Annotated in this window: 26 protein-coding genes and 2 tRNA genes; 15 read left to right on the plus strand and 13 right to left on the minus strand. The window is 71.3% G+C overall.

Annotation, left to right across the window (positions count from 1 at the left end):
* Positions 1-54 precede the first annotated feature (54 nt).
* The 3 genes from AB0A63_RS30305 to AB0A63_RS30315 are packed head-to-tail and all read right to left on the minus strand — an operon-like array spanning position 55 to position 1,090.
* Entirely contained in the window at positions 55-453 is a 399-nt protein-coding gene (locus AB0A63_RS30305; RefSeq protein ID WP_360397176.1) for a Fur family transcriptional regulator, read from the minus strand.
* Positions 450-800 (minus strand): metalloregulator ArsR/SmtB family transcription factor, encoded by a 351-nt coding sequence (locus tag AB0A63_RS30310; protein ID WP_065913762.1) that lies wholly within the window; start codon positions 798-800, stop codon positions 450-452. The genes AB0A63_RS30305 and AB0A63_RS30310 overlap by 4 nt, the downstream gene beginning before the upstream one ends.
* Before the next feature lie 11 nt (positions 801-811).
* Positions 812-1,090 (minus strand): hypothetical protein, encoded by a 279-nt coding sequence (locus AB0A63_RS30315; RefSeq protein WP_360397177.1) that lies wholly within the window; start codon positions 1,088-1,090, stop codon positions 812-814.
* A gap of 17 nt (positions 1,091-1,107) precedes the next feature.
* Between AB0A63_RS30315 and AB0A63_RS30320 the strand changes: the two genes are divergently transcribed.
* Positions 1,108-1,485, plus strand: coding sequence for an antibiotic biosynthesis monooxygenase family protein (locus AB0A63_RS30320; protein WP_360397178.1), 378 nt, complete (start codon positions 1,108-1,110; stop codon positions 1,483-1,485).
* On the opposite strand, the gene AB0A63_RS30325 is transcribed toward AB0A63_RS30320, so the two are convergent.
* Complete coding sequence (locus tag AB0A63_RS30325; protein WP_360397179.1) at positions 1,469-2,143, minus strand: tetratricopeptide repeat protein; 675 nt, start codon at positions 2,141-2,143, stop codon at positions 1,469-1,471. The two genes, AB0A63_RS30320 and AB0A63_RS30325, sit on opposite strands and share 17 nt — an antisense overlap.
* Positions 2,144-2,237: 94 nt before the next feature.
* Here AB0A63_RS30325 and AB0A63_RS30330 point away from each other — a divergent pair, with 94 nt between their 5' ends.
* The gene (locus tag AB0A63_RS30330; protein ID WP_360397180.1) at positions 2,238-3,623 is read left to right on the plus strand and encodes a glycine--tRNA ligase; all 1,386 of its coding nucleotides are present in this window, start codon (positions 2,238-2,240) and stop codon (positions 3,621-3,623) included.
* Positions 3,624-3,861: 238 nt separating this feature from the next.
* Here the strand turns inward: AB0A63_RS30330 and AB0A63_RS30335 are convergent, their stop codons facing one another.
* Positions 3,862-4,731: a serine hydrolase gene (locus tag AB0A63_RS30335; protein ID WP_360397181.1), complete on the minus strand. Its 870-nt coding sequence runs from the start codon at positions 4,729-4,731 to the stop codon at positions 3,862-3,864.
* Between the two features lie 16 nt (positions 4,732-4,747).
* Complete coding sequence (locus AB0A63_RS30340; RefSeq protein WP_360397182.1) at positions 4,748-5,479, minus strand: peptidase E; 732 nt, start codon at positions 5,477-5,479, stop codon at positions 4,748-4,750.
* Between the two features lie 51 nt (positions 5,480-5,530).
* Here AB0A63_RS30340 and AB0A63_RS30345 point away from each other — a divergent pair, with 51 nt between their 5' ends.
* The 4 genes from AB0A63_RS30345 to AB0A63_RS30360 all read left to right on the plus strand — a co-directional run bounded on the left by AB0A63_RS30345 (position 5,531) and on the right by AB0A63_RS30360 (position 9,111).
* Positions 5,531-6,205, plus strand: a complete 675-nt coding sequence (locus AB0A63_RS30345) for a YdcF family protein (RefSeq protein WP_360397183.1) — start codon at positions 5,531-5,533, stop codon at positions 6,203-6,205.
* On the plus strand, positions 6,205-7,443 hold the full coding sequence (locus AB0A63_RS30350; RefSeq protein WP_360397184.1) for a deoxyguanosinetriphosphate triphosphohydrolase: 1,239 nt from the start codon (positions 6,205-6,207) through the stop codon (positions 7,441-7,443). Before AB0A63_RS30345 ends, AB0A63_RS30350 begins: the two co-directional genes overlap by 1 nt.
* A 59-nt stretch (positions 7,444-7,502) precedes the next feature.
* Positions 7,503-8,510 (plus strand): serpin family protein, encoded by a 1,008-nt coding sequence (locus AB0A63_RS30355; protein WP_360397185.1) that lies wholly within the window; start codon positions 7,503-7,505, stop codon positions 8,508-8,510.
* 82 nt (positions 8,511-8,592) lie between these two features.
* Complete coding sequence (locus AB0A63_RS30360) at positions 8,593-9,111, plus strand: Scr1 family TA system antitoxin-like transcriptional regulator (protein WP_360397186.1); 519 nt, start codon at positions 8,593-8,595, stop codon at positions 9,109-9,111.
* On the opposite strand, the gene AB0A63_RS30365 is transcribed toward AB0A63_RS30360, so the two are convergent.
* Positions 9,108-9,287: a hypothetical protein gene (locus AB0A63_RS30365; protein ID WP_030472123.1), complete on the minus strand. Its 180-nt coding sequence runs from the start codon at positions 9,285-9,287 to the stop codon at positions 9,108-9,110. The two genes, AB0A63_RS30360 and AB0A63_RS30365, sit on opposite strands and share 4 nt — an antisense overlap.
* A gap of 146 nt (positions 9,288-9,433) precedes the next feature.
* On the opposite strand from AB0A63_RS30365, the gene AB0A63_RS30370 reads away from it, so the two are divergent.
* Entirely contained in the window at positions 9,434-10,246 is an 813-nt protein-coding gene (locus AB0A63_RS30370) for a class I SAM-dependent methyltransferase (protein ID WP_360397187.1), read from the plus strand.
* A 20-nt stretch (positions 10,247-10,266) separates the two neighbouring features.
* On the opposite strand, the gene AB0A63_RS30375 is transcribed toward AB0A63_RS30370, so the two are convergent.
* Together AB0A63_RS30375 and AB0A63_RS30380 are read right to left on the minus strand one after the other, a co-directional pair.
* Positions 10,267-10,902: a dioxygenase gene (locus AB0A63_RS30375; protein WP_360397188.1), complete on the minus strand. Its 636-nt coding sequence runs from the start codon at positions 10,900-10,902 to the stop codon at positions 10,267-10,269.
* Between the two features lie 115 nt (positions 10,903-11,017).
* Complete coding sequence (locus tag AB0A63_RS30380; RefSeq protein WP_360397189.1) at positions 11,018-11,893, minus strand: sigma-70 family RNA polymerase sigma factor; 876 nt, start codon at positions 11,891-11,893, stop codon at positions 11,018-11,020.
* Positions 11,894-11,941: 48 nt separating this feature from the next.
* Between AB0A63_RS30380 and dnaG the strand changes: the two genes are divergently transcribed.
* Genes dnaG through AB0A63_RS30395 form a run of 3 tightly spaced genes read left to right on the plus strand, consistent with a single transcriptional unit; the run spans position 11,942 to position 15,117 of the window.
* Positions 11,942-13,828, plus strand: a complete 1,887-nt coding sequence (dnaG, locus tag AB0A63_RS30385) for a DNA primase (protein WP_360397190.1) — start codon at positions 11,942-11,944, stop codon at positions 13,826-13,828.
* Positions 13,829-14,323, plus strand: coding sequence for a hypothetical protein (locus tag AB0A63_RS30390; protein WP_360397191.1), 495 nt, complete (start codon positions 13,829-13,831; stop codon positions 14,321-14,323).
* Between the two features lie 53 nt (positions 14,324-14,376).
* Positions 14,377-15,117, plus strand: a complete 741-nt coding sequence (locus AB0A63_RS30395) for a trans-aconitate 2-methyltransferase (protein ID WP_360397192.1) — start codon at positions 14,377-14,379, stop codon at positions 15,115-15,117.
* A gap of 8 nt (positions 15,118-15,125) precedes the next feature.
* Here AB0A63_RS30395 and AB0A63_RS30400 read toward each other — a convergent pair whose 3' ends face one another.
* Complete coding sequence (locus AB0A63_RS30400) at positions 15,126-15,386, minus strand: YtxH domain-containing protein (protein WP_360397193.1); 261 nt, start codon at positions 15,384-15,386, stop codon at positions 15,126-15,128.
* A 148-nt stretch (positions 15,387-15,534) separates the two neighbouring features.
* Between AB0A63_RS30400 and AB0A63_RS30405 the strand changes: the two genes are divergently transcribed.
* Both AB0A63_RS30405 and AB0A63_RS30410 read left to right on the plus strand, forming a co-directional pair.
* Positions 15,535-15,607 (plus strand) — tRNA-Asn (locus AB0A63_RS30405).
* 67 nt (positions 15,608-15,674) lie between these two features.
* On the plus strand, positions 15,675-16,529 hold the full coding sequence (locus AB0A63_RS30410; RefSeq protein ID WP_360397194.1) for an oxygenase MpaB family protein: 855 nt from the start codon (positions 15,675-15,677) through the stop codon (positions 16,527-16,529).
* On the opposite strand, the gene AB0A63_RS30415 is transcribed toward AB0A63_RS30410, so the two are convergent.
* On the minus strand, positions 16,484-16,945 hold the full coding sequence (locus AB0A63_RS30415; protein WP_360397195.1) for a GNAT family N-acetyltransferase: 462 nt from the start codon (positions 16,943-16,945) through the stop codon (positions 16,484-16,486). The genes AB0A63_RS30410 and AB0A63_RS30415 overlap by 46 nt on opposite strands.
* Before the next feature lie 106 nt (positions 16,946-17,051).
* Here AB0A63_RS30415 and AB0A63_RS30420 point away from each other — a divergent pair.
* From AB0A63_RS30420 to AB0A63_RS30430, 3 genes are all read left to right on the plus strand, one after another.
* Positions 17,052-17,126, plus strand: a tRNA-Ile gene (locus AB0A63_RS30420).
* A gap of 77 nt (positions 17,127-17,203) precedes the next feature.
* Entirely contained in the window at positions 17,204-18,814 is a 1,611-nt protein-coding gene (locus AB0A63_RS30425) for a hypothetical protein (RefSeq protein ID WP_360397196.1), read from the plus strand.
* Between the two features lie 100 nt (positions 18,815-18,914).
* Positions 18,915-19,784, plus strand: a complete 870-nt coding sequence (locus AB0A63_RS30430) for an exodeoxyribonuclease III (protein ID WP_360397197.1) — start codon at positions 18,915-18,917, stop codon at positions 19,782-19,784.
* On the opposite strand, the gene AB0A63_RS30435 is transcribed toward AB0A63_RS30430, so the two are convergent.
* A complete protein-coding gene (locus tag AB0A63_RS30435; RefSeq protein WP_360397198.1) occupies positions 19,762-21,072 on the minus strand; it encodes a HAMP domain-containing sensor histidine kinase in 1,311 nt (436 codons plus the stop codon). The genes AB0A63_RS30430 and AB0A63_RS30435 overlap by 23 nt on opposite strands.
* Complete coding sequence (locus AB0A63_RS30440) at positions 21,069-21,746, minus strand: response regulator (protein ID WP_360397199.1); 678 nt, start codon at positions 21,744-21,746, stop codon at positions 21,069-21,071. Before AB0A63_RS30440 ends, AB0A63_RS30435 begins: the two co-directional genes overlap by 4 nt.
* Positions 21,747-21,749: the final 3 nt, after the last annotated feature.

Genomic DNA, 21,749 nt, shown 5'->3' on the forward strand with positions numbered 1-21,749 from the left:
CCTTTCGTACCCCACAACGGTACGAAAGCTCCCCGCGTGCACTGGGCCGGTGGGCTACTTGAGGCCCTTGGCGGTGCACTCCGCGCACGTCCCGAAGATCTCGACGGTGTGCGAGACCTCCGAGAAGCCGTTCTCCGCCGCCACCCGGTCCGCCCACTTCTCGACCGCGGGGCCCTCGACCTCGACGGTGCGGCCGCAGTGGCGGCACACCAGGTGATGGTGGTGGTGGGCGGAGCAGCGGCGGTAGATGGCCTCGCCGGTGTCCGTGCGCAGCACGTCGACCTGGCCCGCGTCGGCCAGCGACTGCAGGGTGCGGTAGACCGTGGTCAGGCCGATGCCCTCGCCGCGGCGGCGGAGCTCCTCGTGCAGTTCCTGGGCGCTGCGGAAGTCGTCGAGCTGGTCGAGCAGGTTCGAGACGGCCGTGCGCTGCTTGGTGGACCTGAGTCCGGTCACAACTTCTCCTCGACGTGCGTCACAGCGTCTACCACTATGTGCGCCAGGTGTTCGTCCACGAGCCGATAGACGACCTCGCGGCCATGCCGTTCGCCGTGCACCACGCCCGCTGACTTGAGCACGCGCAGGTGCTGGCTGATGAGCGGCTGAGCGACGCCCAGCGCCTCGACCAGCTCGTGCACGCAACGGTCGTGTTCCTGCAGTTGGAGCACGATGGCGATGCGCACGGGAGCGGCGAGTGCGCGGAGCAGGTCGCCGGCCGCGGCCAGGGTCTGCGCGGAGCGCGGTGGCAGCGGTGCGGGGGCCGCGCGTTCGGGGGAGTGCTCGCCGTGCAGCTGGACGGTCATGGCGGCACACCTCACCTGGTAGGGATTTTCAGAACCAATTCTAGTGCGATGAGGACGAGTACCAGCAGGACCACCACGCGCAACGTGCGGTGAGCTGGGGAAAGAACCTTCCAGGTGGCGGCCAGGAGGGCGACGGCACCGACGATCAGGACGCCCAGCAGCACCGCGCCGACCGTGCCGCCGACCAGGACGCCCGTGACGAACAGGGCGAGCACGGCGAGGAACGCCACCGCCGGGCGCACGCGGGCGAGCGGGCCGTCGCCGGGCAGGAGAGGGCGCTTGGAGTTCACCGTGCCATCCTTGCACCGTGCTGCTCGTGTGCCGGTTCCGCGTGTCCGACCCAGAGGCGTTCACCGCGCGGGTGAGACGCGCCCTCGAGCTCCTGACCGCCCAGCCGGGATGTCTCAGGGGCACATTGGCGCGGTCCACCGACGAGGACGACCGCTGGGTGCTCACGGTGGAGTTCGAGTCCGTGGTCGCCTACCGGCGGGCGATGTCGCCGTTCCCGGTGCGCGAGCACGTGGTGCCGTTGCTCTCCGAGGCGTTGACCGACGAGCCCGCGATGTACGAGCCGACGCTGACCAGCACCGGCGGTGCGGTCGAGGAGCACACGAGCCTGCTCGCCGAGGACGCGTTCACGGTGCGGCTGGGCGAGGCGGCGGGCCCGGCTACGCCTCGGCGATAGCCCGCATCTCCTCGACCCACTCGTCGTGCGAGTCGTGGGGGAGCAGCTCCAGCGCCCTGCGCGCCGCCGCCGCGGCCTCCTCGGTGCGGCCCAGCGCGTGCAGCGTCTTGGCCTTGCCGCTCTCCGCGTACGCCTCCGGCGTCTTCTCGAACGCCTCCAGCGCCTCGTCGAAGCGGCCGTTCTCGAAGTAGTACCAGCCCAGGTTGTTGTGCAGCGGACCCAGCCAGCGGCCCAGCTCCGGGTTGCCCCCGACCAGCTCCAGGCCCTGCTTCGTCCACTTCTCCGGGTCGTCGACCAGCGACGCCATGTGCGCGGCGTCCACGGCCAGCGACAGGTCACCGCGGGTCTTGGCGAGGATGAACGCCGCCACGAACAGCGGTTGCGCCGCCTGCGGGTCACCGGCGGAGCGGTGCAGCCGGCCGCGTTCGAGCAGCACCCGCACACGGCCGGTGGAGTCGGGTGCGATCAGCGCCTCCGCCTCGTCGACGAGCGCGTGACCTGCGGCGAAGTTCTCCCGCAAACCCTCGGCGCGGGCGAGCTGGGTCAGCACCTCCGCCCGCTCGTCGTCGGTGCGCACGTTCTCCAGGAACGCGCGGAACCGCGCCTCGGTGCCGTCGAGGTCGGCGAAGTCCCACAGCTCCCGCAGCCGGTCTTCCATTCGTGCAGGGTAAGGCTCCGGTCGCCCGTTCGGGGCGCGACGTGACGGGCTAGGCTGTGGCCCCCGATTCTCATTCCCCCGTTGGAGTTCGAAGTTGGCCGCCGATCGCATCGAGACCGTTGTCAGCCTCTGCAAGCGCAGGGGGTTCGTCTACCCGTGCGGGGAGATCTACGGCGGTACCCGCTCGGCGTGGGACTACGGCCCCCTGGGCGTGGAGCTCAAGGACAACATCAAGCGCCAGTGGTGGAACTTCATGGTCCGCGGCCGCGAGGACGTCGTCGGCCTGGACTCGTCGGTCATCCTGCCGCGTGACGTGTGGGTCGCCTCCGGTCACGTCGAGGCGTTCGTCGACCCGCTGATCGAGTGCGAGTCGTGCCACAAGCGGTTCCGCGCGGACACCCTGTCCGAGGAGTACGCCGAGCGCACCGGCAAGGAGGTCGCCGAGGGCGACGTCTCCGACGTGCCGTGCCCCAACTGCGGCGTGCGCGGCAAGTACACCGAGCCGAAGATGTTCAACGGCCTGCTCAAGACGCACCTCGGTCCGGTCGAGACCGAGGAGGGCCTGCACTACCTGCGCCCGGAGACCGCGCAGGGCATCTTCACGAACTTCCTGAACGTGCAGACGACCTCGCGCAAGAAGCCGCCGTTCGGCATCGGCCAGATCGGCAAGTCGTTCCGCAACGAGATCACGCCGGGCAACTTCATCTTCCGCACCCGCGAGTTCGAGCAGATGGAGATGGAGTTCTTCGTCGAGCCCGGCACGGACGAGGAGTGGCACCAGTACTGGATCGACGAGCGCACCCGCTGGTACACGGAACTGGGTGTGTCGAAGGAGAACCTGCGCCACTACGAGCACCCGAAGGAGAAGCTGTCGCACTACTCGAAGCGGACCGTCGACATCGAGTACCGCTTCCAGTTCGGCGGCCAGGAGTGGGGCGAGCTCGAGGGCATCGCCAACCGCACCGACTTCGACCTCACCACGCACTCCAACGCCTCGGGTGTCGACCTGTCGTACTTCGACCAGGCCACGAACTCGCGCTACAAGCCGTTCGTCATCGAGCCCGCGGCGGGTGTCGGCCGGCCGATGATGGCGTTCCTGCTGGAGGCCTACACCGAGGACGAGGCCCCGAACGCCAAGGGCGGTGTCGACAAGCGCGTCGTGCTGAAGCTCGACCGCAGGCTCGCACCGGTGAAGGTCGCCGTGCTGCCGTTGTCGCGCAACGCCGACCTCTCGCCGAAGGCCCGTGACCTCGCGACGGACCTGCGCCGCAACTGGAACGTCGACTTCGACGACGCGGGTGCCATCGGTCGCCGCTACCGCCGCCAGGACGAGATCGGCACGCCGTTCTGCGTGACGGTCGACTTCGACACGCTCACCGACCTCGCCGTGACGGTGAGGGAGCGGGACACGATGTCGCAGGAGCGGGTGGCGATGGACCAGCTGGAGTCGTACCTGGCCGCGCGCCTGGTCGGCTGCTGAGCCGCACACGGGTTCCGCAGAGCGGGTCGGGCGTCGAGCCCGGCCCGCTTTCGCGTTGTACGGGGGTGTTGTGCGCTCAGGCGGGCAACCGGAAACGGCGGGCCGGGTGGGTCGGGGCGGCGGTGAGCGCCGCTGACGCGGGTGGTTGACGTGCACGCCGTGCGCTGCGGGATCGTGCTCGTCCACCTGGTGGTGCGCGAGTGCACCGGGAAGCGGCCCTGGCCGGAACCGGAACGGCTCAGCCGTTGACGCCGAGCTTCGCGAGCAGCGCGGTGGTCACGGCGTCGATGGCTTGGCGCGCGGTGGTCCAGGACCCGGTCGGGCTCGTGGTGAGGACGGCGACGGCGTAGCGGTCGTCGAGCACGCCGGCGCTGTGCAGGTAGACGTCGCTGGGCAGGTAGTACATCCAGCCCTGCTTGGCGTACGCGCCGGTGCCGCCGAGCAGGCCGAACGCCTGGTCGAAGCCGTCGGCCGCGGTGGCGGGCGCCGCGGACAGAGCCGTGACGACCGCGTCGCGCACCGGCGAGCTGAGGACGTACCGGTAGAGCCGCACCATGTCGTCGGCCGTGATGACGACCTCGCCCCACTGCGACGGGTCGTCCGGCGCGTGCGTGCCGGTGAGTCCGGCGGCCGCGGCGACGCGACCGATGGCGCCCACGCCGTCGAACCTGGTCCAGAGCACGTCCATCGCGCTGTCGTCGCTCGCGCTCAACGCGCGATGTATCAGTTCGCGGTCCGCGTCGGTCACGGGCTGCTGGAGCGCGTCCACCGCCAGCAGCAGCTTCGACAACGACGCCGAGTAGAACTGCTGCTCGCCCTGCTGCTCGACGAGCTGACCCGTCTTCAGGTCGAGCACCGCGACGCCGACGTCAGACGCACCGCCCGCAGCTACCGCCGCCGATATGTCAGCTGCTGATATATCGGATATCGCCGACGAACCCGTATCCGATATATCGCCGGTAGCTCCGGAGTCCGGGCTGATATCCAGTACATCAGGTCCACGGAAAACTGATATATCGGATATCGGTTGGCCGTGGGCGAAGCAGGGCGCGGCGTCCGGGACCACGTAGACGGCCGCCGCGATGAGGACGATCAGCAGCCGGCGCACACCTCCAAGGTGTGCCTCACAGCAGGCGGGTGTCGAGCTTTTCCTCCTGTGCGGTTGCTGAAGAAACGTCCCTGGTCACGACGTACGCGCCGCTGCCGGGACGTTCCGCCACGGCCTCGACGAGCTCGGTGCCGCGGTAGAGCAGCCCGGCGCCGTCGTCGGTGCAGTAGGTCGTCGGCAGCACGCCCGCGGCCACCGCCTCGTGGACCTTGGGCCGGCGCTGCTCCTCGGAGTCGTAGTGCACGCCGTTGCCGTAGGGCAGCAGGCCGAGGCCGTTGGTGACGATGCGCAGGTCCGGTCCGAACGAGTCGGTCGCGCCGCCGGTGTGCCAGCAGATCGAGCCCGCGGAGACACCGCTGAGCACGACACCGGCCTCCCACGCCTTGCGGAACACCGGTCCGAGGCCGTGCACCTCCCACACCGCGAGCAGGTTCGCCACCGAACCGCCGCCCACCCACACGACGTCCTGCGCCAGCACGAACGACTCCAGGTCGTCGGTCGGCGGCATCGTGAACAGGTTGAGCACCGACACCTCGACGCCGGCGACGGCACCGGCCTCGACCACGTTGGCGTTCATCGCCCGCTGGTCGCCGCCCGCTGTCCCGACGTGGCAGAACCGCGGCTTGCGCCCCTGCACCCCGGACAGCTCCAGGGCGAAGTGGATCAGCTTGTTGAACTCGAGGTTGGTCCGGCGGCCGGAGCGGTAGCCCCCGGACGTCGCGAGGATGGTCGGCTGCTCAGCAGGCATGACGAAGATCCTCGCAGGGGCGTCAACGCGGGACCCCCGCCGTCTGGGAGCATGCTGGGTGTGCGGACGACCACCCTGAGACCACTCGCCAGGATTCGCCGGATCGTGTTGCGCCTCGTCTTCGGTGCGCTGGTCGTCGGGCTGCTGGTCGTGGGCGGCACGGCGGTCCGCGTGTGGCAGGTCGCGCGGGTGGACGACTGGACGAAGGCCGACATGGCGATCGTCCTGGGCGCCGCGCAGTACAACGGCGTGCCCTCCGACGTGCTCGAAGCCCGCCTGGGACACGCACTCGGGCTCTACCAGGAGGGCGTCGTCCGGTACATCGCCACCACCGGCGGCCGCCAGCCCGGCGACAACTTCACCGAGGGCCAGGTCGGCAAGCTGTGGCTGGTCGAGCGCGGGGTTCCCGAGGACCGGGTGCTGCAGGTCGGCGAGGGCGCGGACACGCTCGGCTCGCTGCGCGCCGTCGCGTCGGTCGCCAAGGAGCGCGACCTCAAGACCGCCGTGATCGTCAGCGACCCGTGGCACTCGCTGCGCGCCCGCACGATGGCCGAGGACGCCGGCCTGCGCGCGTGGACGTCGCCGACCAGGGTCGGCCCGAACGTGCAGACCCGCCAAGCGCAGCTGTTCTACATCAAGCGCGAGACCGGGGCGTTGCTGTACTACCGGCTGATGAAGGCGCACGCAGGCGTGTTCGACGAGCTCAAGCTCCCTAAGATCGGGTGATGGGATACACCGGCCACGACGCGGAGCGCCTGCTCGCGGAAGGACCCAAGAGCGCCGCGCTGCCGGGGGCCCGCACAGAAAAGCGCACCCCGTTCTCCCGCGACCGCGCCCGCGTCCTGCACTCCGCGGCGCTGCGCAGGCTCGCCGGCAAGACCCAGGTCGTCGGCCCTGGTGAGGGCTCCGAGGTCACCGGTGTGCCGCGGACCCGCCTGACGCACTCGCTGGAGGTCGCCCAGATCGGCCGCGGCATCGGCGAGGAGCTCGGCTGCGACCCGGACATCGTCGACACGGCCGGTCTCGCGCACGACATCGGCCACCCGCCGTTCGGGCACAACGGCGAGAGGGCGCTGAACGAGCTCGCGGGCCCGTGCGGTGGTTTTGAGGGGAACGCGCAGACGTTCCGCATCCTCGCCCGCCTCGAACCCAAGTCGCGGCACGGCCTCAACCTCACGCGCGCGGTGCTCGACGCGGCGACGAAGTACCCGTGGCCGCGCACGCCGGGCGTGGTGAAGTTCGGCGCGTACGACGACGACCTCGACGTGTTCGAGTGGATGCGCGCGGGCGCACCGGACCGGGCGAGGTGCATCGAGGCGCAGGTGATGGACTGGTCCGACGACGTCGCGTACTCGGTGCACGACGTCGAGGACGGCGTGCTGGCCCACCGCATCAGCCTCGCCGCGCTCGCCCGCCCCGACGAACGGGCCGCGATCGCCTCGCTGGCCGCGAAGACGTTCTCCGACGAGTCGGTCGCCACGCTGGAGGCCACCGCGCAGCAGCTCGTCGAGCTGCCCGTGATCGCGTACTTCACCGAACACGAGTACGACGGCTCGCTCGGCGCGCAGGTCGCGTTGAAGAACCTCACCAGCGAGCTGGTCGGCCGGTTCGCGAGCGCCGCCGTCACCGCGACCCGCGCCGTGCACGGCGACGGCCCGCTGACCAGGTACGGGGCCGCGCTGGAGGTCCCCGGCCAGGTCGCGGCCGAGGTGGCGCTGCTCAAGGCGATGGCCGTCCGCTACGTCATGAGCGACCCGGCCCGCCTGGCCATGCAGGCCGCGCAACGCGAGCTGATCACCGAGCTCGTCACCCGCCTGCTGCGGCGCCCGGAACTGCTCGACCCCGCGTTCCGCCCGGTGTTCGCCGCCGCCACCACCGACGCGGCCCGGCTGCGCGTCGTGGTCGACCAGGTCGCCCTGCTGACCGACGCGCAGGCCGTGGCCTGGCACCGCGCATCGGCGTAGCTTCGGGGGAACAGGAGACGGGTACCCACCGGGTCCGCGCACCTTGGAGGAGGGTCTTCGTGACCGATCAGGCCGACTTCGCACTGAACCTGCACCGCGTCGCCGTCCCTGATCCCGCCGAGACCGCCTGCTGGTCGCCGTTCTCCGTGGCCAGCGCGCTCGCGCTGGCCCGCGCGGCCGCCGCAGGGCCGACCCGCACCGAGCTCGACGCGCTGCTCGGGGACTTCTCCGACGCCGACTCGCTCGACGTGCCGGAGCTGTCCGTCGCGAACACCCTGTGGGCCGACGACGACCTGACGGTCGACCCGGCCTTCCCGCTGGCGGACTCGGTGCGCCGCACCGCGTTCTCCGACCCGCAGACCGTGCGCAAGCTCGTCAACACCGACGTCGCCGAGACCACCCGCGGCCTGATCCCCGAGCTGCTCGCCGCACCACCGCCCGCGGACGCCGCCGCGATCATCGTCAACGCCCTGTACCTCAAGACCGGCTGGCTGAACGCGTTCCCCGAGGCCGACACCGAGCAGCGCCCGTTCCACGCACCCGGCGGCGACGTCGACGTGCCGACCATGCGGGTCACCGAGAAGTTCCGCTACGCCCACCAGGGCGGCTGGCAGTCGATCGCGCTGCCCGCCGACTCCGGGATCGAGACCGTGGTCCTGCTGCCGGACACCTCGCTCGACCAGCCGCTCGACCCGTCCGTGCTCACCGCGGGCAGCCACGTGCGCCTCGAGCTCTCACTGCCCAAAGTGGACGTCCGGGCGCGGTTCAACCTCAAGGGAACGCTGCGGCGGCTCGGCGTCGAGCGCATGTTCACGCGCGAGGCCGACTTCTCCGGGCTCTCCCCGGACGAGCGGATGTTCGTCGACGACGTGGTGCACGAGGCGGTGCTGCGCCTGGACGAGGAAGGCCTCGAAGGCGCCGCGGCGACCGCGGTCACGTTCCGCACGGTGTCCTTCGAGATCCCGTCCGACCCGGTCGTGGTGACCGTCGACCGGCCGTTCCTGCTCGCCGTCCGCAACGCGCGGTCCGGCGCCGTCTACTTCCTCGCGCAGGTCGCCCGTCCCTGACCAGCCACCCGTGGGCACCATTCGCCCTGTAGGGCGAGCGTTTCGCGCGGCGAGATCATGATCTTGCCCTTACCGTTCTGGCATGACCCAGCACGGTGCCGGTGAGCAGTACGTCGTGCTCGCGGCCGCGGGCGCCACGCGGATCACCTGCTTCAGCGGCGTCACCATCCCGGTCCTGCTGCGCACCGAGTGCTACTCGAAGGCGCTGACGGCCGCGCTCGGGCTCGCACCCACGCCGGAGCTGCTGCGCGACGGCGTGCTGCCGCACTGCGTCTTCTTCATCCACGAGTACGCGCTGCGCACCGTCGTCGGCGGCAACCGGCTGATGGAGGACCAGGTCCTGCACCTGCTGTTCCACGCCCCGTCGATCAGGGTCGTGCCGGCCAGTGCGGGCGGGGCAGCGGCCATCGGGACCGACGTGGCGCTCATCCAGTACGCCCACGAACCTCCGCTCGTCTACCTGGCGAACTGGGTCACGGCCAGCGACACCGCGACCGTCGAACGGTGCGTGTGCGCCTTCCGCCGGTTGCACGACGTGGCGCTCGACAACGAACGCTCCCGCGACCTCCTCATGGAGTACGTGGCCGTCTACGACCGCTAGTTCGGGGTGTTGCGCCGCAGGAAGAGCCGCATCCCGTCCTCGCCGGGCAGCGCGCACAGCAGCAGGCGGACGTTCTGGTGCCGCACCGGGACCGCGCACGAGTCGCCCGCCAGCAGCGTTCCCGCCAGCAGGCCGGCCGACTCGTGGTCGATGTCCAGCACGAAGTCGTTGCTCATGAACTGGACCCTATGAGCTGCCAGGTCCACGACCCAGTCACCCAAAGGTGTCACATTCCGCGGAGCTGCCCCGTCCACCGGCCAGGACGAGGACCAAGGGGGTTCGCCGGTGGGGACGCCTGCCGGACCCCGGCACACTGGGAGACGTGGAGAAGATCACGCTCACCGGTGCGCAGGAGACCATGCTCGCCACGCTGTACGGCAGGGCCCTGGACAGCGAGCGGGCGGCCTCCGTGCTGCACGACGTGGAGGCCCGCCGCGCGGTCGACCGGATCGACTACGACTTCACCAGGACCGGCATGACCACCACCAGCGCCGTCGGCGTCGCCATCAGGGCGAAGGTGCTCGACGACTGGACCGCCGACTTCCTCCGGCGCACCCCGTCGTGCACCGTCCTGCACCTCGCGTGCGGCCTCGACACGCGCGTGCACCGGCTGGACCGGCCCGACACCGTGCGGTGGGTGGACGTCGACCTGCCGGACGTGGTGGCGTTGCGGCACAAGCTGCTGCCGGTGCCGACCGGCGAGTACCGGCTCGTCGCCGGGTCGGTCACCGACGACGGGTGGCTCGACGCCGTGTCGCCGGCCCGCCCGGTCGTCGTCGTGTTCGAGGGCCTGTCGATGTACCTCACCCGTGCCGAGGGGCACGCGCTGGTCCGGCGCGTCACCGAGCGGTTCGAGACCGGCGAGCTGCTGTTCGACGTCTACGGCACGTGGGGGATCAAGCTCCAGCGGCTCGTCCCGGCCGTGCGCAACGCCGGGGCGACGTTGCACTGGGGCGTCGACGACCCGCGCGAGGTCGAGGCGCTGCACCCCGGACTGACCACGGTGGACGCGCTGCGCAGCGTGGACCTGCCGCACCTGGGCGCGTTGCCCAGGTCCGGCAGGGTCCAGCTGAAGCTCGTCAGCGCGATCCCGAAGCTCCGCGACGTCGGGAAGGTGCTGCGGATGCGGTGGTGATCACCCGTGCGGCCACATCGTCAGCCTTCGACGACGAAGTCGAACTTGGCGGTGTACCGGTTGCCCACCAGCGGCCCGAGCGCGACCTCGCACTCGCGGTCGAGGTAGGCGTCGCGCCGGTTCAGCCAGGCCACGTTCATCCCGTACGCCCGCAGGTTGTCCGGGAAGAACAGCTGCGTGGTGAGGATCGGGCCGCCGCGGGCCTGCACCTTCACGTGGATGTGCGGGGTCCGGCCGGGGTAGTCCTTCGGGATGATCGTCTCCAGCACGTAGGCGCCGGAGGCGTTCGTGAACTGGTGGCCGCGCATCTTGAAGGTCGTGTTGTCGTACACGCCGCGGTCGTCGGCCTGCCAGAAGTCCAGCAGGGCGTTCTGGATCGGCGCGCACTTCATCGTGTACACGAACCCGGTGAGGCTCAGCACGATCCCGGTGACACCGGGCGTGCGCAGGTTCGTGCGCTGCGGGGAGTTGCGCTTGAAGTAGGGGCCTTCGATGTTCGACGGGGTGTCGTCGTCATCGACGCAGGTCGGGGTCAGGGGAAGAGGGGCGCTGCGCGCCGTCGTGGTGCCGGCGGCGGTCAGTGCGACCACGGCGGCCGCGCTGGTGGCGGTCGCCAGGAACGCCCGGCGGGTGGGGATCTCGTCGTGTTCGGGCATGTTCGGACTCCGGTGGTTGCAACCCGCGGCAGGGGGGCTTGGGCTGGCCAACTCGTCCGAACGTAAGCGGCGAAACGATCCAGGGACCAGTTGTGGTCCAGACCAAAAAACGCGGTCAGAACACCACGTGGGCGAGCTTGTCCGGGTTCGCCATGTCGTAGACCGCGTGCACCTTGCCGTCGTGCACGGCCATGGTGATCACGCGCCGGGACGCCTCGCCCGTCGCGGCCATGACCACCCCCAGCTCGCCGTTGACGAGCGTGGGCCGCAGCTCCGGCATGCCGTCCCGGTCGAAGCCGTACTTGCGCATGAGGCCGAAGAAGAAGCGGGCGATCTTCTCCGCGCCGGTGACCGTGTGGACCGCGGTGCGCGCCTTGCCGCCGCCGTCGCCGACCATGACCGCCTGCGGGTGCAGCAGGCCCAAGACGGCGTCGATGTCACCGCTCGACATGGCGTGCAGGAACTTCTCCAGCACCTCCTGCTGCTCGGCGAGCGCCGAGCGGGGCGGCGGTTCGGCACCGGCCACGGCCTTGCGCGCACGGGAGGCGTGCTGGCGAGCGGAGGCCTCCGAGACGCCGAGCACGTCGGCGATCTCGCTGAACGGCAGGGAGAACGCGTCGTGCAGCACGAACGCCACGCGCTGGTCGGGCGTGAGCCGGTCGAGCACCACGAGCGCGGCCATGCGCACGCCGTCCGCCTGCACGACCGACGCCAGCGGGTCGTCCGCCTCACCGGTCGTGAGCAGCGGCTCGGGCAGCCACGAGCCCACGTACGTCTCCCGGCGCACGGCCGCCGACCGCAGCCGGTCCAGGCAGATGCGGCTCACGACGGTGGTGAGCCACGCGCGGGCGTCGTCCAGACCCACGGCCTTGGCGAACTTCGGCCACGCCTCCTGCACCGCGTCCTCGGCGTCGGCGACGCTGCCGGTCAGCCGGTAGGCCACGCCGATCAGGTGCGTGCGGTGCAGTGCGAAGACGTCGGCCGCGGTCACGGGTGCAGTCTGCCACTGCCGGATTTCGGCAGGCCGTAGACTCGGGGTGTGGCAGGACGCATCAGGGAAAGCGACATCGCGTTGGTGCGTGAACGCAGCCGCATCGACGAGGTCGTGGGCGACCAGGTGTCGCTCAAGCGGGCCGGCGGGGGAGCGTTGAAGGGCCTGTGCCCCTTCCACGACGAGAAGACGCCGTCGTTCAACGTGCGCCCGTCGCACGGCACGTTCCACTGCTTCGGCTGCGGCGAGGGCGGCGACGTGATCGCCTTCGTGATGAAGGTCGAGCACCTGTCGTTCGTGGAGGCCGTCGAGCGGCTCGCCGACCGGGCGGGCATCCAGCTCACCTACGAGGGCGGCGGCAACACGATCCAGCGCGACCGGGGCACGCGCAGCCGGCTCATCGAGGCGCACAAGGCGGCCGCCGAGTGGTACGCGGAGCAGCTCGCGACGCCCGAGGCCCAGCCGGCCCGCGAGTTCCTCGCCGAGCGCGGGTTCGACGAGGCAGCGGCGCGCCAGTTCGGCTGCGGCTACGCCCCCGGCGGCTGGGACAAGCTCACCAAGCACCTGCTGGGCCGCGGTTTCGAGCTGGCGGAGCTGATCAAGTCGCAGCTGGTCAAGGAGGGTCGCCAGGGCCCGATCGACCGGTTCCACCGGCGGCTGCTGTGGCCGATCAGGGACATCGGCGGCGAGGTCGTCGGCTTCGGCGCGCGGCGGATCTTCGACGACGACCCGATCCAGGCGAAGTACCTCAACACCAGCGAGTCGATGATCTACAAGAAGTCGCAGGTGCTGTTCGGCCTCGACCAGGCCAAGCGGGAGATCGCCAAGCGCAAGCAGGCCGTGATCGTCGAGGGCTACACCGACGTGATGGCCATGCACCTGGCCGGCGTCCCGACCGCGGTCGCCTCGTGCGGCACGGCGTTCGGCACCGACCACATGAACGTGCTGCGCAGGCTGCTGATCGACGACGACGTGAACGGCGAGGTCATCTTCACCTTCGACGGCGACGAGGCCGGCCAGAAGGCGGCGCTGAAGGCGTTCGAGGGCGAGCAGCAGTTCTCCGCGCAGACCTACATCGCGGTGGCGCCCGACGGCATGGACCCGTGCGAGCTGCGGCAGGCCAAGGGCGACGTGGCCGTGCGCGACCTGGTGGCCCGCCGCACGCCGTTGATCGAGTTCGCCATCAAAGCCCAGCTGCGCTCCTACGACCTCGACTCGGTCGACGGCCGCGTGGAGGCGCTGAAGAAGATGGTGCCGTTCGTCGCGCAGATCAAGGACCGCGCCAAGCGCGACGGCTACGCCACGCGCCTGGCCTGGTGGGTGGGCTGGGACGACGAGGCCATGGTCGTGCGCCGGGTGCGCCAGGTCGCGGGCGGCAAGGCCCCGGCCGTGGCGCCGCGCGCGGACCCGAACCAGATGGCGCTGTCCGTCGACGTCGACGGCCCCGCGCGCCCGAACCCGCGCGATCCCCGCCTGGTGCCCGAACGCGAGGTGCTGAAGGTGGCGCTGCGGCTGCCCGAGTACGCGGGCCCGCTGTACGACTCGCTGCCCGACGAGGCGTTCACCGACCCGGCCTACGTGGCTCTGCACCGCGCGATCCGCGCGGCCGGCGGCGCCTCGTCCGGTCTGGCGGGCACGGCGTACCTGGACGCGATCTCGCAGAACTGCTCGCACGCGTCGGTGCGGTCGGTGCTGACGGAGCTGGCCGTGGAACCGCTGGCGGTCAAGCAGGACGACGAGTTCCGCTACGTGTCGATGGTCATCGCGCGCCTGCAGGAGGTGCAGGTGAGCAAGCAGATCGAGGACGTGAAGTCGCGGCTGCGGCGCCTGTCCCCGATCAAGGACGCCGACGAGTACCGGGCGCTGTGGGGCGACCTGGTGGCGCTGGAGGAGTACCGCAAGGCACTGCTGCAGCAGAGCGCCGGGGTGCTGTAGATGGGCTTGTGGAAGCGGTTGTTCGGCTCCGGAGCGCCGGACGGGTTCGACGGGACGTTGGAGCCCGAGGAGACCGTGGTGGCGTGGGCCGCCGTCACCGGTGGCGGGCACCTCGTCGTGACGTCGCTGGGGCTGTGGGTGCCGGGACCGCGGCGGATCGGCTGGCACCTGGTCAGCAAGGTGAAGTGGGAGAGCTCGCTGCGGGTCGTGGAGGCCCGCGAAGCCGACGTCGTCGAGTCCGTGGTGCTGCTGGAAGACCTTGCGCCGCAACGGTTCGCGCTGGAGGAACCCGGCCGGGTGATGCGCGCGATCTCGCAGCGGGTCGAGGGGTCGATCCGGCACCGGGAACGCGTGGACCCGCCCGGGGTGTGGGTCCTGCAGCGGAAGATCCCGGGACGGGACGGGTCGGTGTGGCAGGCCCGCGGTGACGCCGGGGTGGACGAGGCGGCGGTGCGGGCGGCGGTGACGGCGTTCGTCGAGAAGCAGCCGCGTTAGCGCTGTTCACGCAAGAGCTGGCGCGCTAGCAGTACGCGTGTACTGTAAGCGGCATGTGGGATCCGGCGCAGTACCTGGCCTTCGCCGATCACCGGGCGCGGCCGTTCTACGAGCTCCTGGCGCGCGTGCGGGCGGAGTCGCCGCGGCGCGTGGTCGACGTGGGCTGCGGCCCCGGCAACCTGACGGTGTCGCTGCGCGAGCGGTGGCCGGGCGCCGTGGTCGAGGCGTTCGACTCGTCGCCGGAGATGGTCGAGGCCGCGCGGCGGGCCGGTGTGGACGCGCGGGTGGACGACGTCACGACCTGGGAGCCGCCGCCCGACACCGATGTCGTGGTGTCCAACGCGGTGCTCCAGTGGATTGCGTCACACCCCGTGATCGCGCAGAGGTGGGCGGCCGTGCTGCCCGAGGGGGCGTGGCTCGCGTTCCAGGTGCCCGGCAACTACGCCGACGCCTCGCACCGGTTGATCCGGGAGGTCGCGGGTGAGCGGCTGGCGCACGTCTTCCGGGCCGAGCAGCCGGTGCTGCAGCCGGTCGAGTACGCCGAGCTGCTGACCGGCTGCTCCTCCGTGGACGCCTGGGAAACCACGTACGTGCAGCGGCTCTCCGGCGCGGACCCCGTGCTGGAGTGGGTCTCCGGCACGGCGTTGCGGCCGGTGCGGGCCGCGCTGTCCTCTTCGGACTACGACGCGTACGTCGCGGAGCTGGCACCGCGGCTGCGCGAGGCCTACCCGCGGCGAGCCGACGGCACGACGTGGTTCCCGTTCAGGCGGATCTTCGTGGTCGCTCAGGTGTGACGACCGTCTCAGGTCACCGGCTGTCCGTTGGACCAGGTGGTGGTCTTCTCCTTGGTCCAGGGCGCCTTCTCCTTGGCGACGTGCGCGGCCTCGACCGACTTCTCCTTGGCGATGTGAGCCGCCTCGAACGCCTTGTCCTTGGCCGTACCAGCGGCTTTGCGCACGGTCGGGCTTTCGGTGAGCCGGTGCCAGGCGCGCACGATCTGGTCGTAGCGCTCCCGCCCGGCCTTCGCTCCGAGCACGTAGCCGACGGCCGCTCCGATCAGCATGGCCTTCATCATCCGGTTCCCTCCCGTAACAGGCCTGGTCAGTGGTGTTCCTGGGCTAAACGGGGGGTGCCTGCAGAACCCGTTTCCAGCCTCATGTAGAGTTACCCACTGTCAGGAGGAACCAAGCCTGACGGAGACAACAGAACATTCCCCCATAGCTCAATTGGCAGAGCATGCGACTGTTAATCGCAGGGTTACTGGTTCGAGTCCAGTTGGGGGAGCTTCTCAAGACCCTGGTCATCCGACTGGGGTCTTTTGGTTTCGAGGCCCATGCGTGACCTTGGGGCCATGCGCTTCGCGAACCTCCGCCGCATCACCTCGCTGGACCCGGTGGCCGACCACCAGGAGGTCCTGCGCATCTCCGCCGGCCTGGAGTTCCCGTGGGACTACCAGAAGGCGCTGGAGTTCGCGCTGTTCCGCACCTACTGCGTCCCCACGATCTCCGGTCTGCTGGAACGCACCGGCGAGTTCGAACGCCGCCCGCAGAAGCGCTACGACGACACCGCCGTGCTGATGGCCGAGCTCGTCGAACACGGCTACGACTCCCCGCGCGGCCGCGAGGCCCTGCGGGTCGTCAACCGCCAGCACGGCCGTTACGACATCTCCAACGACGACATGCGGTACGTGCTCGCCACGTTCATCTACGACCCGATCGACTGGCTCACCCAGTACGGCTGGCGTCCTCTCTCACGCAACGAGCAACTGGCCGCGTTCCACTTCTACCGCGCGGTCGGCGCGCGCATGGGCATCCGCGACATCCCCGCGGACTTCGACGAGTACCGCGCGTTCAAGAAGGCCTACGAGGACCGGCACTTCGTCTACGCGCCCTCGAACCGCCGCATCGGCCAGTACACCCTGGACCTGTTCTGCTCGTGGTACCCGGCAGCGGTCCGCCCGGCGGTCGCACGGGCCGTGGTCGCGCTGCTCGACCAGCCGATGATCCGCGCGTTCGGCTTCACCGCGGCCCCGGCGTGGCTCAGCGCCCTCGGCCGCTTCGCCCTGCGCACTCGTGCCGCCGTGGTGCGCCACATGCCCGTGCGCCGCACCGTGAAGCTCACGAACGCCCGCAACCGCACCTACCCCGGCTACCCGAAGGGCTACCGGCCCTCGAACCTCGGCGCGAGCTCCAGCACCGCCCGCTGACCGTTCAGCACGAACCCCATCGCCCTCAGGAACTCGACGCCGGGCTCGAAGTCGCTGAGCCCGGCCTGCACCCGCGTGACCTCCGGGAACCGCTCGCGCAGCGCCCTGACCATCTCGCTGCCGATGCCCCACCGCCGCAGGTCGCCCGGCACCAGGAAGAACCCGATGCTCGCGTGCCCCGGCTCCGGGTGGTCGACCACCAGGTCCACGAACCCGATCATGCCCTCGGCCTCGGCGACCAGCAGGTGCTTCTGCTCGAACGCGGCCCCCTCCGGCAACGCGTAGAACAACCCCTGCACGTCGCCGGGCCCGGACGGGTGCCCCGTGGCGGCCTGGAACCAGTCGTCGCAGGCGGCGAACAGCCGCAGCACCTCGGCCTCGTCCGCCGGCGTGAAGTCGCGGAGGGTCAAACGCACGCGTGCAGCCTATGTGGCGCTCGCCACGGGGGCGCGCAAGGCCTGATCGGCGTGATCGGTATCCTCCTTCACGCAGTGCGCAGCCGTGCGGACGGCCGCTGCGCAGGGGGCAGTAGCTCAACCGGTCAGAGCAGCAGACTCATAATCTGTCAGGTTGTCGGTTCGAATCCGACCTGCCCCACCGGTTCGTCTGGCGCGGATCTTCTGGCGCGGTCGGGTGCTGGTCGGCGCCGGATGGCGTGGAAGGTGGATGACTCCGTGGATGTCCTGGAACCGCGGGAAGAGCAGGTCGACGAGCTGGTGGCCGAGTTCGGTGACTGGGCTGCCGGGCGGGGGCTCGAGGTCGACCTCTTCGTCGTCGAGGCGGCGCTGGACGCACGGGTTCCGCACGTCGAGGTGCTCCTGCTCGAATGGTTCCCGCGGAAGGCCACGCTGGAGCGGCCGCACTGGCCGGGTGTGCTGACCACGCTGCACCACTGGGCCGACTTCCTGACCGCGACCCGCGGTGACGAGGAGTGGAACGGGGGCGAGCTGCACGCGGCGATCGACCGGAGCGCTCCGGAGTTCCTGGCCAGGATGGCGGACGAGCGCAACTACGGGCCGGCGAAGTTCTGGGCGACCCGGATGATCGAGCACGGCGTCGACCCCGAGGACGAGGACGACGTCCGCGACTTCCTGCTGGCGGTTCAGGCCGGTGCGGTCGAGTACGACGAGGACGTGCTGGCCGAGATCATGCGCAGGCACGCGGACGGTGGTGGAGCCGACCTGCTCCTCCCCGAGTTCGGCGGGGGTGCGCCGGGGCCGTTGCCGCCGGTGCCCGTTCCGCCCGATGGCGAGCTCGCGGCACTGGCGGAGGCCACCGGGGTGGTGACCCGGTTGCGGACGCTGGTGGCGTGGGTGGGTGCCGGTCGTGCGGTGACGACCACGAAGCACCTGCTCGTTGCGGACGCCCGTGAGCTGGCAGTGCTGCTGGGACTGGACGAGCCGGGTGCGGAACGGGCGCGCGGCAGCGAGGACCTGCCGGAGGTGTCGCTGCTGGTGGCCTGGGCCAGGGCCGTTCGCCTGGTCCGGGTGGTCAAGGGCAGGCTCGTGGCGGTCAAGAGTGCGGCCGGCCTCCTGGACCGGCCGGTGGAGCTGTGGTGGCGGGCGTTCGAGGCGTACGGCGGGCTGGGGCCCGAGGCGTGCGCGCCCGCGAGCCGGCACGAGGCACCCTCTCCGCTCGGGCTGGCGCTGCGGGAGGTGCTGCTGGACCTGTGGCTGGGCCTCTACCCGGCAGGCGGGGCACCGGTACCGGTGGAGCTGCTGGCGGAGAGCGCTCACCACGCGGTGTCCGCGTGGTTCGAGGTCGGCGGGTTGCCGGCCGGTGCCCGGGAGGTGATGTGGCGGCGGGATTTCGCCGCTGTGCTCGGGGCCCTGGCGGTGCTGGGGGTGGTCGAGCTGGCGGTGTCCGCGGACGCGGAGGAGCACGCCGAGATCATCGAGCTGTCCGGCAACGATGATCCCGACCTCACCCTCGCCCGGCTGACACCCCTCGGCCGGTGGGCTGTGCAGCGGGCGTTGCGCGCGGAGGGGTTCGACGCGCCGTCCGTGGAGGAGTTCGCACAGTTCCCGCTGGAGGAGGTGTGCGAGGCGGTGGAGCCCTGCGCACCGGAGGTCGCCGAACCGGTCCTGGCTGTCTGGGTCGCGGCCAGGGACGCCGGGGAGGCGGCGGCCGAGCTCGCGGCGTTCTGCGTGGACGGGCCGTCCGCCGAGGTGCGGCTGCTGGCGTGGGCCGCGCTGGAGCACGCCGGTGCACCGGGTGCGGAGCAGGCCCGCCGGCTGCGCTCCGCAGGAGTGGTGCCGACCGAGTGGCCGGCCGTGGCGAGCTGACCTCCCGGCCGCAGCGCGATGGGAGTCCACTGAGGACGGACCGTCCGCCTGACCAGGCCCGTCACCCGGCTCCATGCGGGCTCCAGGGCTTGTGACTACCGTGGTCCCGGTGCGAGTGGCGACCTGGAACGTGAACTCCGTCAAGCAACGCGTGCCGAGGCTCTTGCCGTGGCTGGACCAGCGGCAGCCGGACGTGGTGTGCCTGCAGGAGACCAAGCTGGCCGACGACGCCTTCACCGCCCTGCTCGGCGCGGAGCTGGAGCAGCGCGGGTACCGGGCCGCGGTGTTCGGCGAGACGCAGTGGAACGGGGTTGCGATCCTGTCGCGCGTCGGGCTGGAGGACGTGGAGGTCGGTGTCGCCGGTGCGCCGGGGTTCCCGCACCAGGAGGCACGGGCCGTGGCCGCCACGTGTGCTGGTGTGCGGGTGCATTCGCTGTACGTGCCGAACGGGCGTGAGCCGGAGTCGGACCACTACAAGTACAAGCTGGAGTGGCTCGCCGCACTCAGGGACGTGCTCGCAGCCGGGCCGGCGGACGCGCTGGTCTGCGGTGACATCAACATCGCGCCCGCCGACGCCGACGTGTTCGACCCCGACGCCTTCGCCGGGCACACGCACGTGACGGAGCCGGAACGGGCGGCGCTGCGGGCGATCGAGGCGCTCGGGTTCCACGACGTCGTGCGCGAGCGGTGGCCGGACAAGCGGATCTTCAGCTACTGGGACTACCGGGCCGGCATGTTCCACCGCGACCTGGGCATGCGGATCGACCTGGTCCTGGCGAGCGACGGGGTGGCGCCGCGGGCGAAGGCCGCGTGGATCGACCGGCACGCGCGCAAGGGCACCGGGCCGAGCGACCACGCGCCGGTCGTCGTCGACCTCGACGAGGCGCCGGACGGTGACATCGGGCCCGTCGTGCCGCCGCCGTCGGCTCCGGGCGCGAAGAAGAAGGTCAAGCTGCCCCAGGCGAAGTGAGCGGCAGGGCCACGGTGAACGCGGCCCCGCCCTCGGGTGCGGGGCCCGCCGTGATCGTGCCGCCCATCCGGGTGACCAGGCCGTGCACCAGCGCCAGGCCCACACCGGTGCCGACCGGGCGGGTCTGCTGGTAGCGGGCGTGCAGCACGCCGCGGTCGAACGCCACGGGGTAGTCCTCCGGTGCGAGGCCGGGGCCGCCGTCGCGCACCTCCAGCACCGACGACACCGCGAGCACGACCGGGTGGCCCGCGGGCGTCACGCGCAGGGCGTTCTCCAGCAGGCCGTCGATCACCTGGCGCAGCCGCCGGGGGTCCGCGCGCACCACCGGGGAGGCCGTGACGTCGACCGAGAACCGCACGCCGGCCGCGTGGCAGCGGGCGTGCCACACCTCGGCGGCCGAGCGGACCACGGGGACCAGCTCGACGGCGGCGAGGTCGAGGCGGAAGTCGTCGGCGCCCAGGCGGGCCAGGTCGAGCAGGTCGGACACGAGCCGGTCCAGCCGGCGGGCCTCGGACAGGACCACCGCGCCGACCGGGGCCACCTGCTCGCCGGTGACCACGCCGTCGGCCAGCGACTCGGCGAACCCGGTGACGGCGGTCAGCGGCGTGCGCAGCTCGTGCGACACCGACAGCAGGAAGTCGCGCTGCCGGGACTCGCTGCGCTGCAACGCGTCCGCGAGGTCGTTCACCGACCTCGACACCTCGGCCAGCTCGTACGGGCCGGACACCGGCACGCGCAGGTCCCGCCGGCCGCCGCTCATCGCGTGCGCGACCCCGGCGACCCGGCGCAACGGCCGTGCCAGCACCGTGCCCAGCGCCAACCCGGCCACGCAGGCCACGACCAACCCGATGGCGAGCGCGAACAGGACGTTGCGGACCAGCGCACGCGCGTTGCCGCCCGTCTCGGTCTCCTGCACCAGCGCGAACCCGCCGCCACCGGACGGCCGCGCCTCGACCAGCAGCCGCCCGCTCGTCTTCGACACCGGTTTCCCGGTGAGGACCTCCTCGGCGTGCACGGCGCGTGCGGCCCGCGCGGCAGCCTTGTCCTGGCCGGACACCTCACCGGCCGCGGACACCGTGACGATCGCGATGCCCTGCCCCTCCAGCACCTGCTCGACCCGCCTGTTCGACACCTGGCCCGCGACGACGTCGGCCTGGTTCGCCAGGATCTCGCGGCTCACCTCGCGGGAGGTGCTCAGCACCAGGCGCGTGGACACGAACCCGGCGACGAGGACCGCGACGAACGCGACCCCCAAGCACAGCAACGCGATCCGGGTGGCGAGGTTCACGACGCGTCCGCCGAGTAGCCGACGCCGCGCACCGTCCGGATAGGACTGGAGGCGCCGAACTTCGCGCGCAGCTGGGCGATGTGCACGTCGACCGTGCGCGTCCCGGCCGCGGACGAGTACCCCCACACCGCGCTCAGCAGCTGCTCGCGGGAGAACACCCGGCGCGGGTGCCGCATCAGGTGGGCGAGCAGGCCGAACTCCGTCGAGGTCAGGGCGACCTCGGCGGAGCCGGCCCACGCGCGGCGTTCCCCGACGTCCAGCCGCACGTCACCCACCCGCAGCGCCTCGGTCGCGGTCGCGGCGGGCGTGGCCCTGCGCAGCACCGTGCGGACCCGCAGCGCGAGCTCGCGCGGGCTGAACGGCTTGGTGACGTAGTCGTCCGCGCCGAGCTCCAGCCCGAGCAGCCGGTCGACCTCGTCGTCGCGCGCGGTCACGAACAGCACCGGCGTCCAGTCGCCCGCCGCCCGCAGCGCGCGGCAGACCTCGATGCCGCTCATCCCCGGCAGGCCCACGTCCAGCACGACCGCGACCGGCGCGAGTGAGCGGACCGCGGCCAGTGCCGCGTCCCCCGCTGCCTCCAGGTGCACGCCGAACCCGTCGCGCCGCAGGTAAAGGGCCACGAGCTCGGCGATCGCCGGTTCGTCCTCCACGACGAGAACCAGGCCACGTTCCACTGC

It is taken from the genome of Lentzea sp. NPDC042327, from assembly GCF_040647275.1.
GTDB lineage: Bacteria > Actinomycetota > Actinomycetes > Mycobacteriales > Pseudonocardiaceae > Lentzea.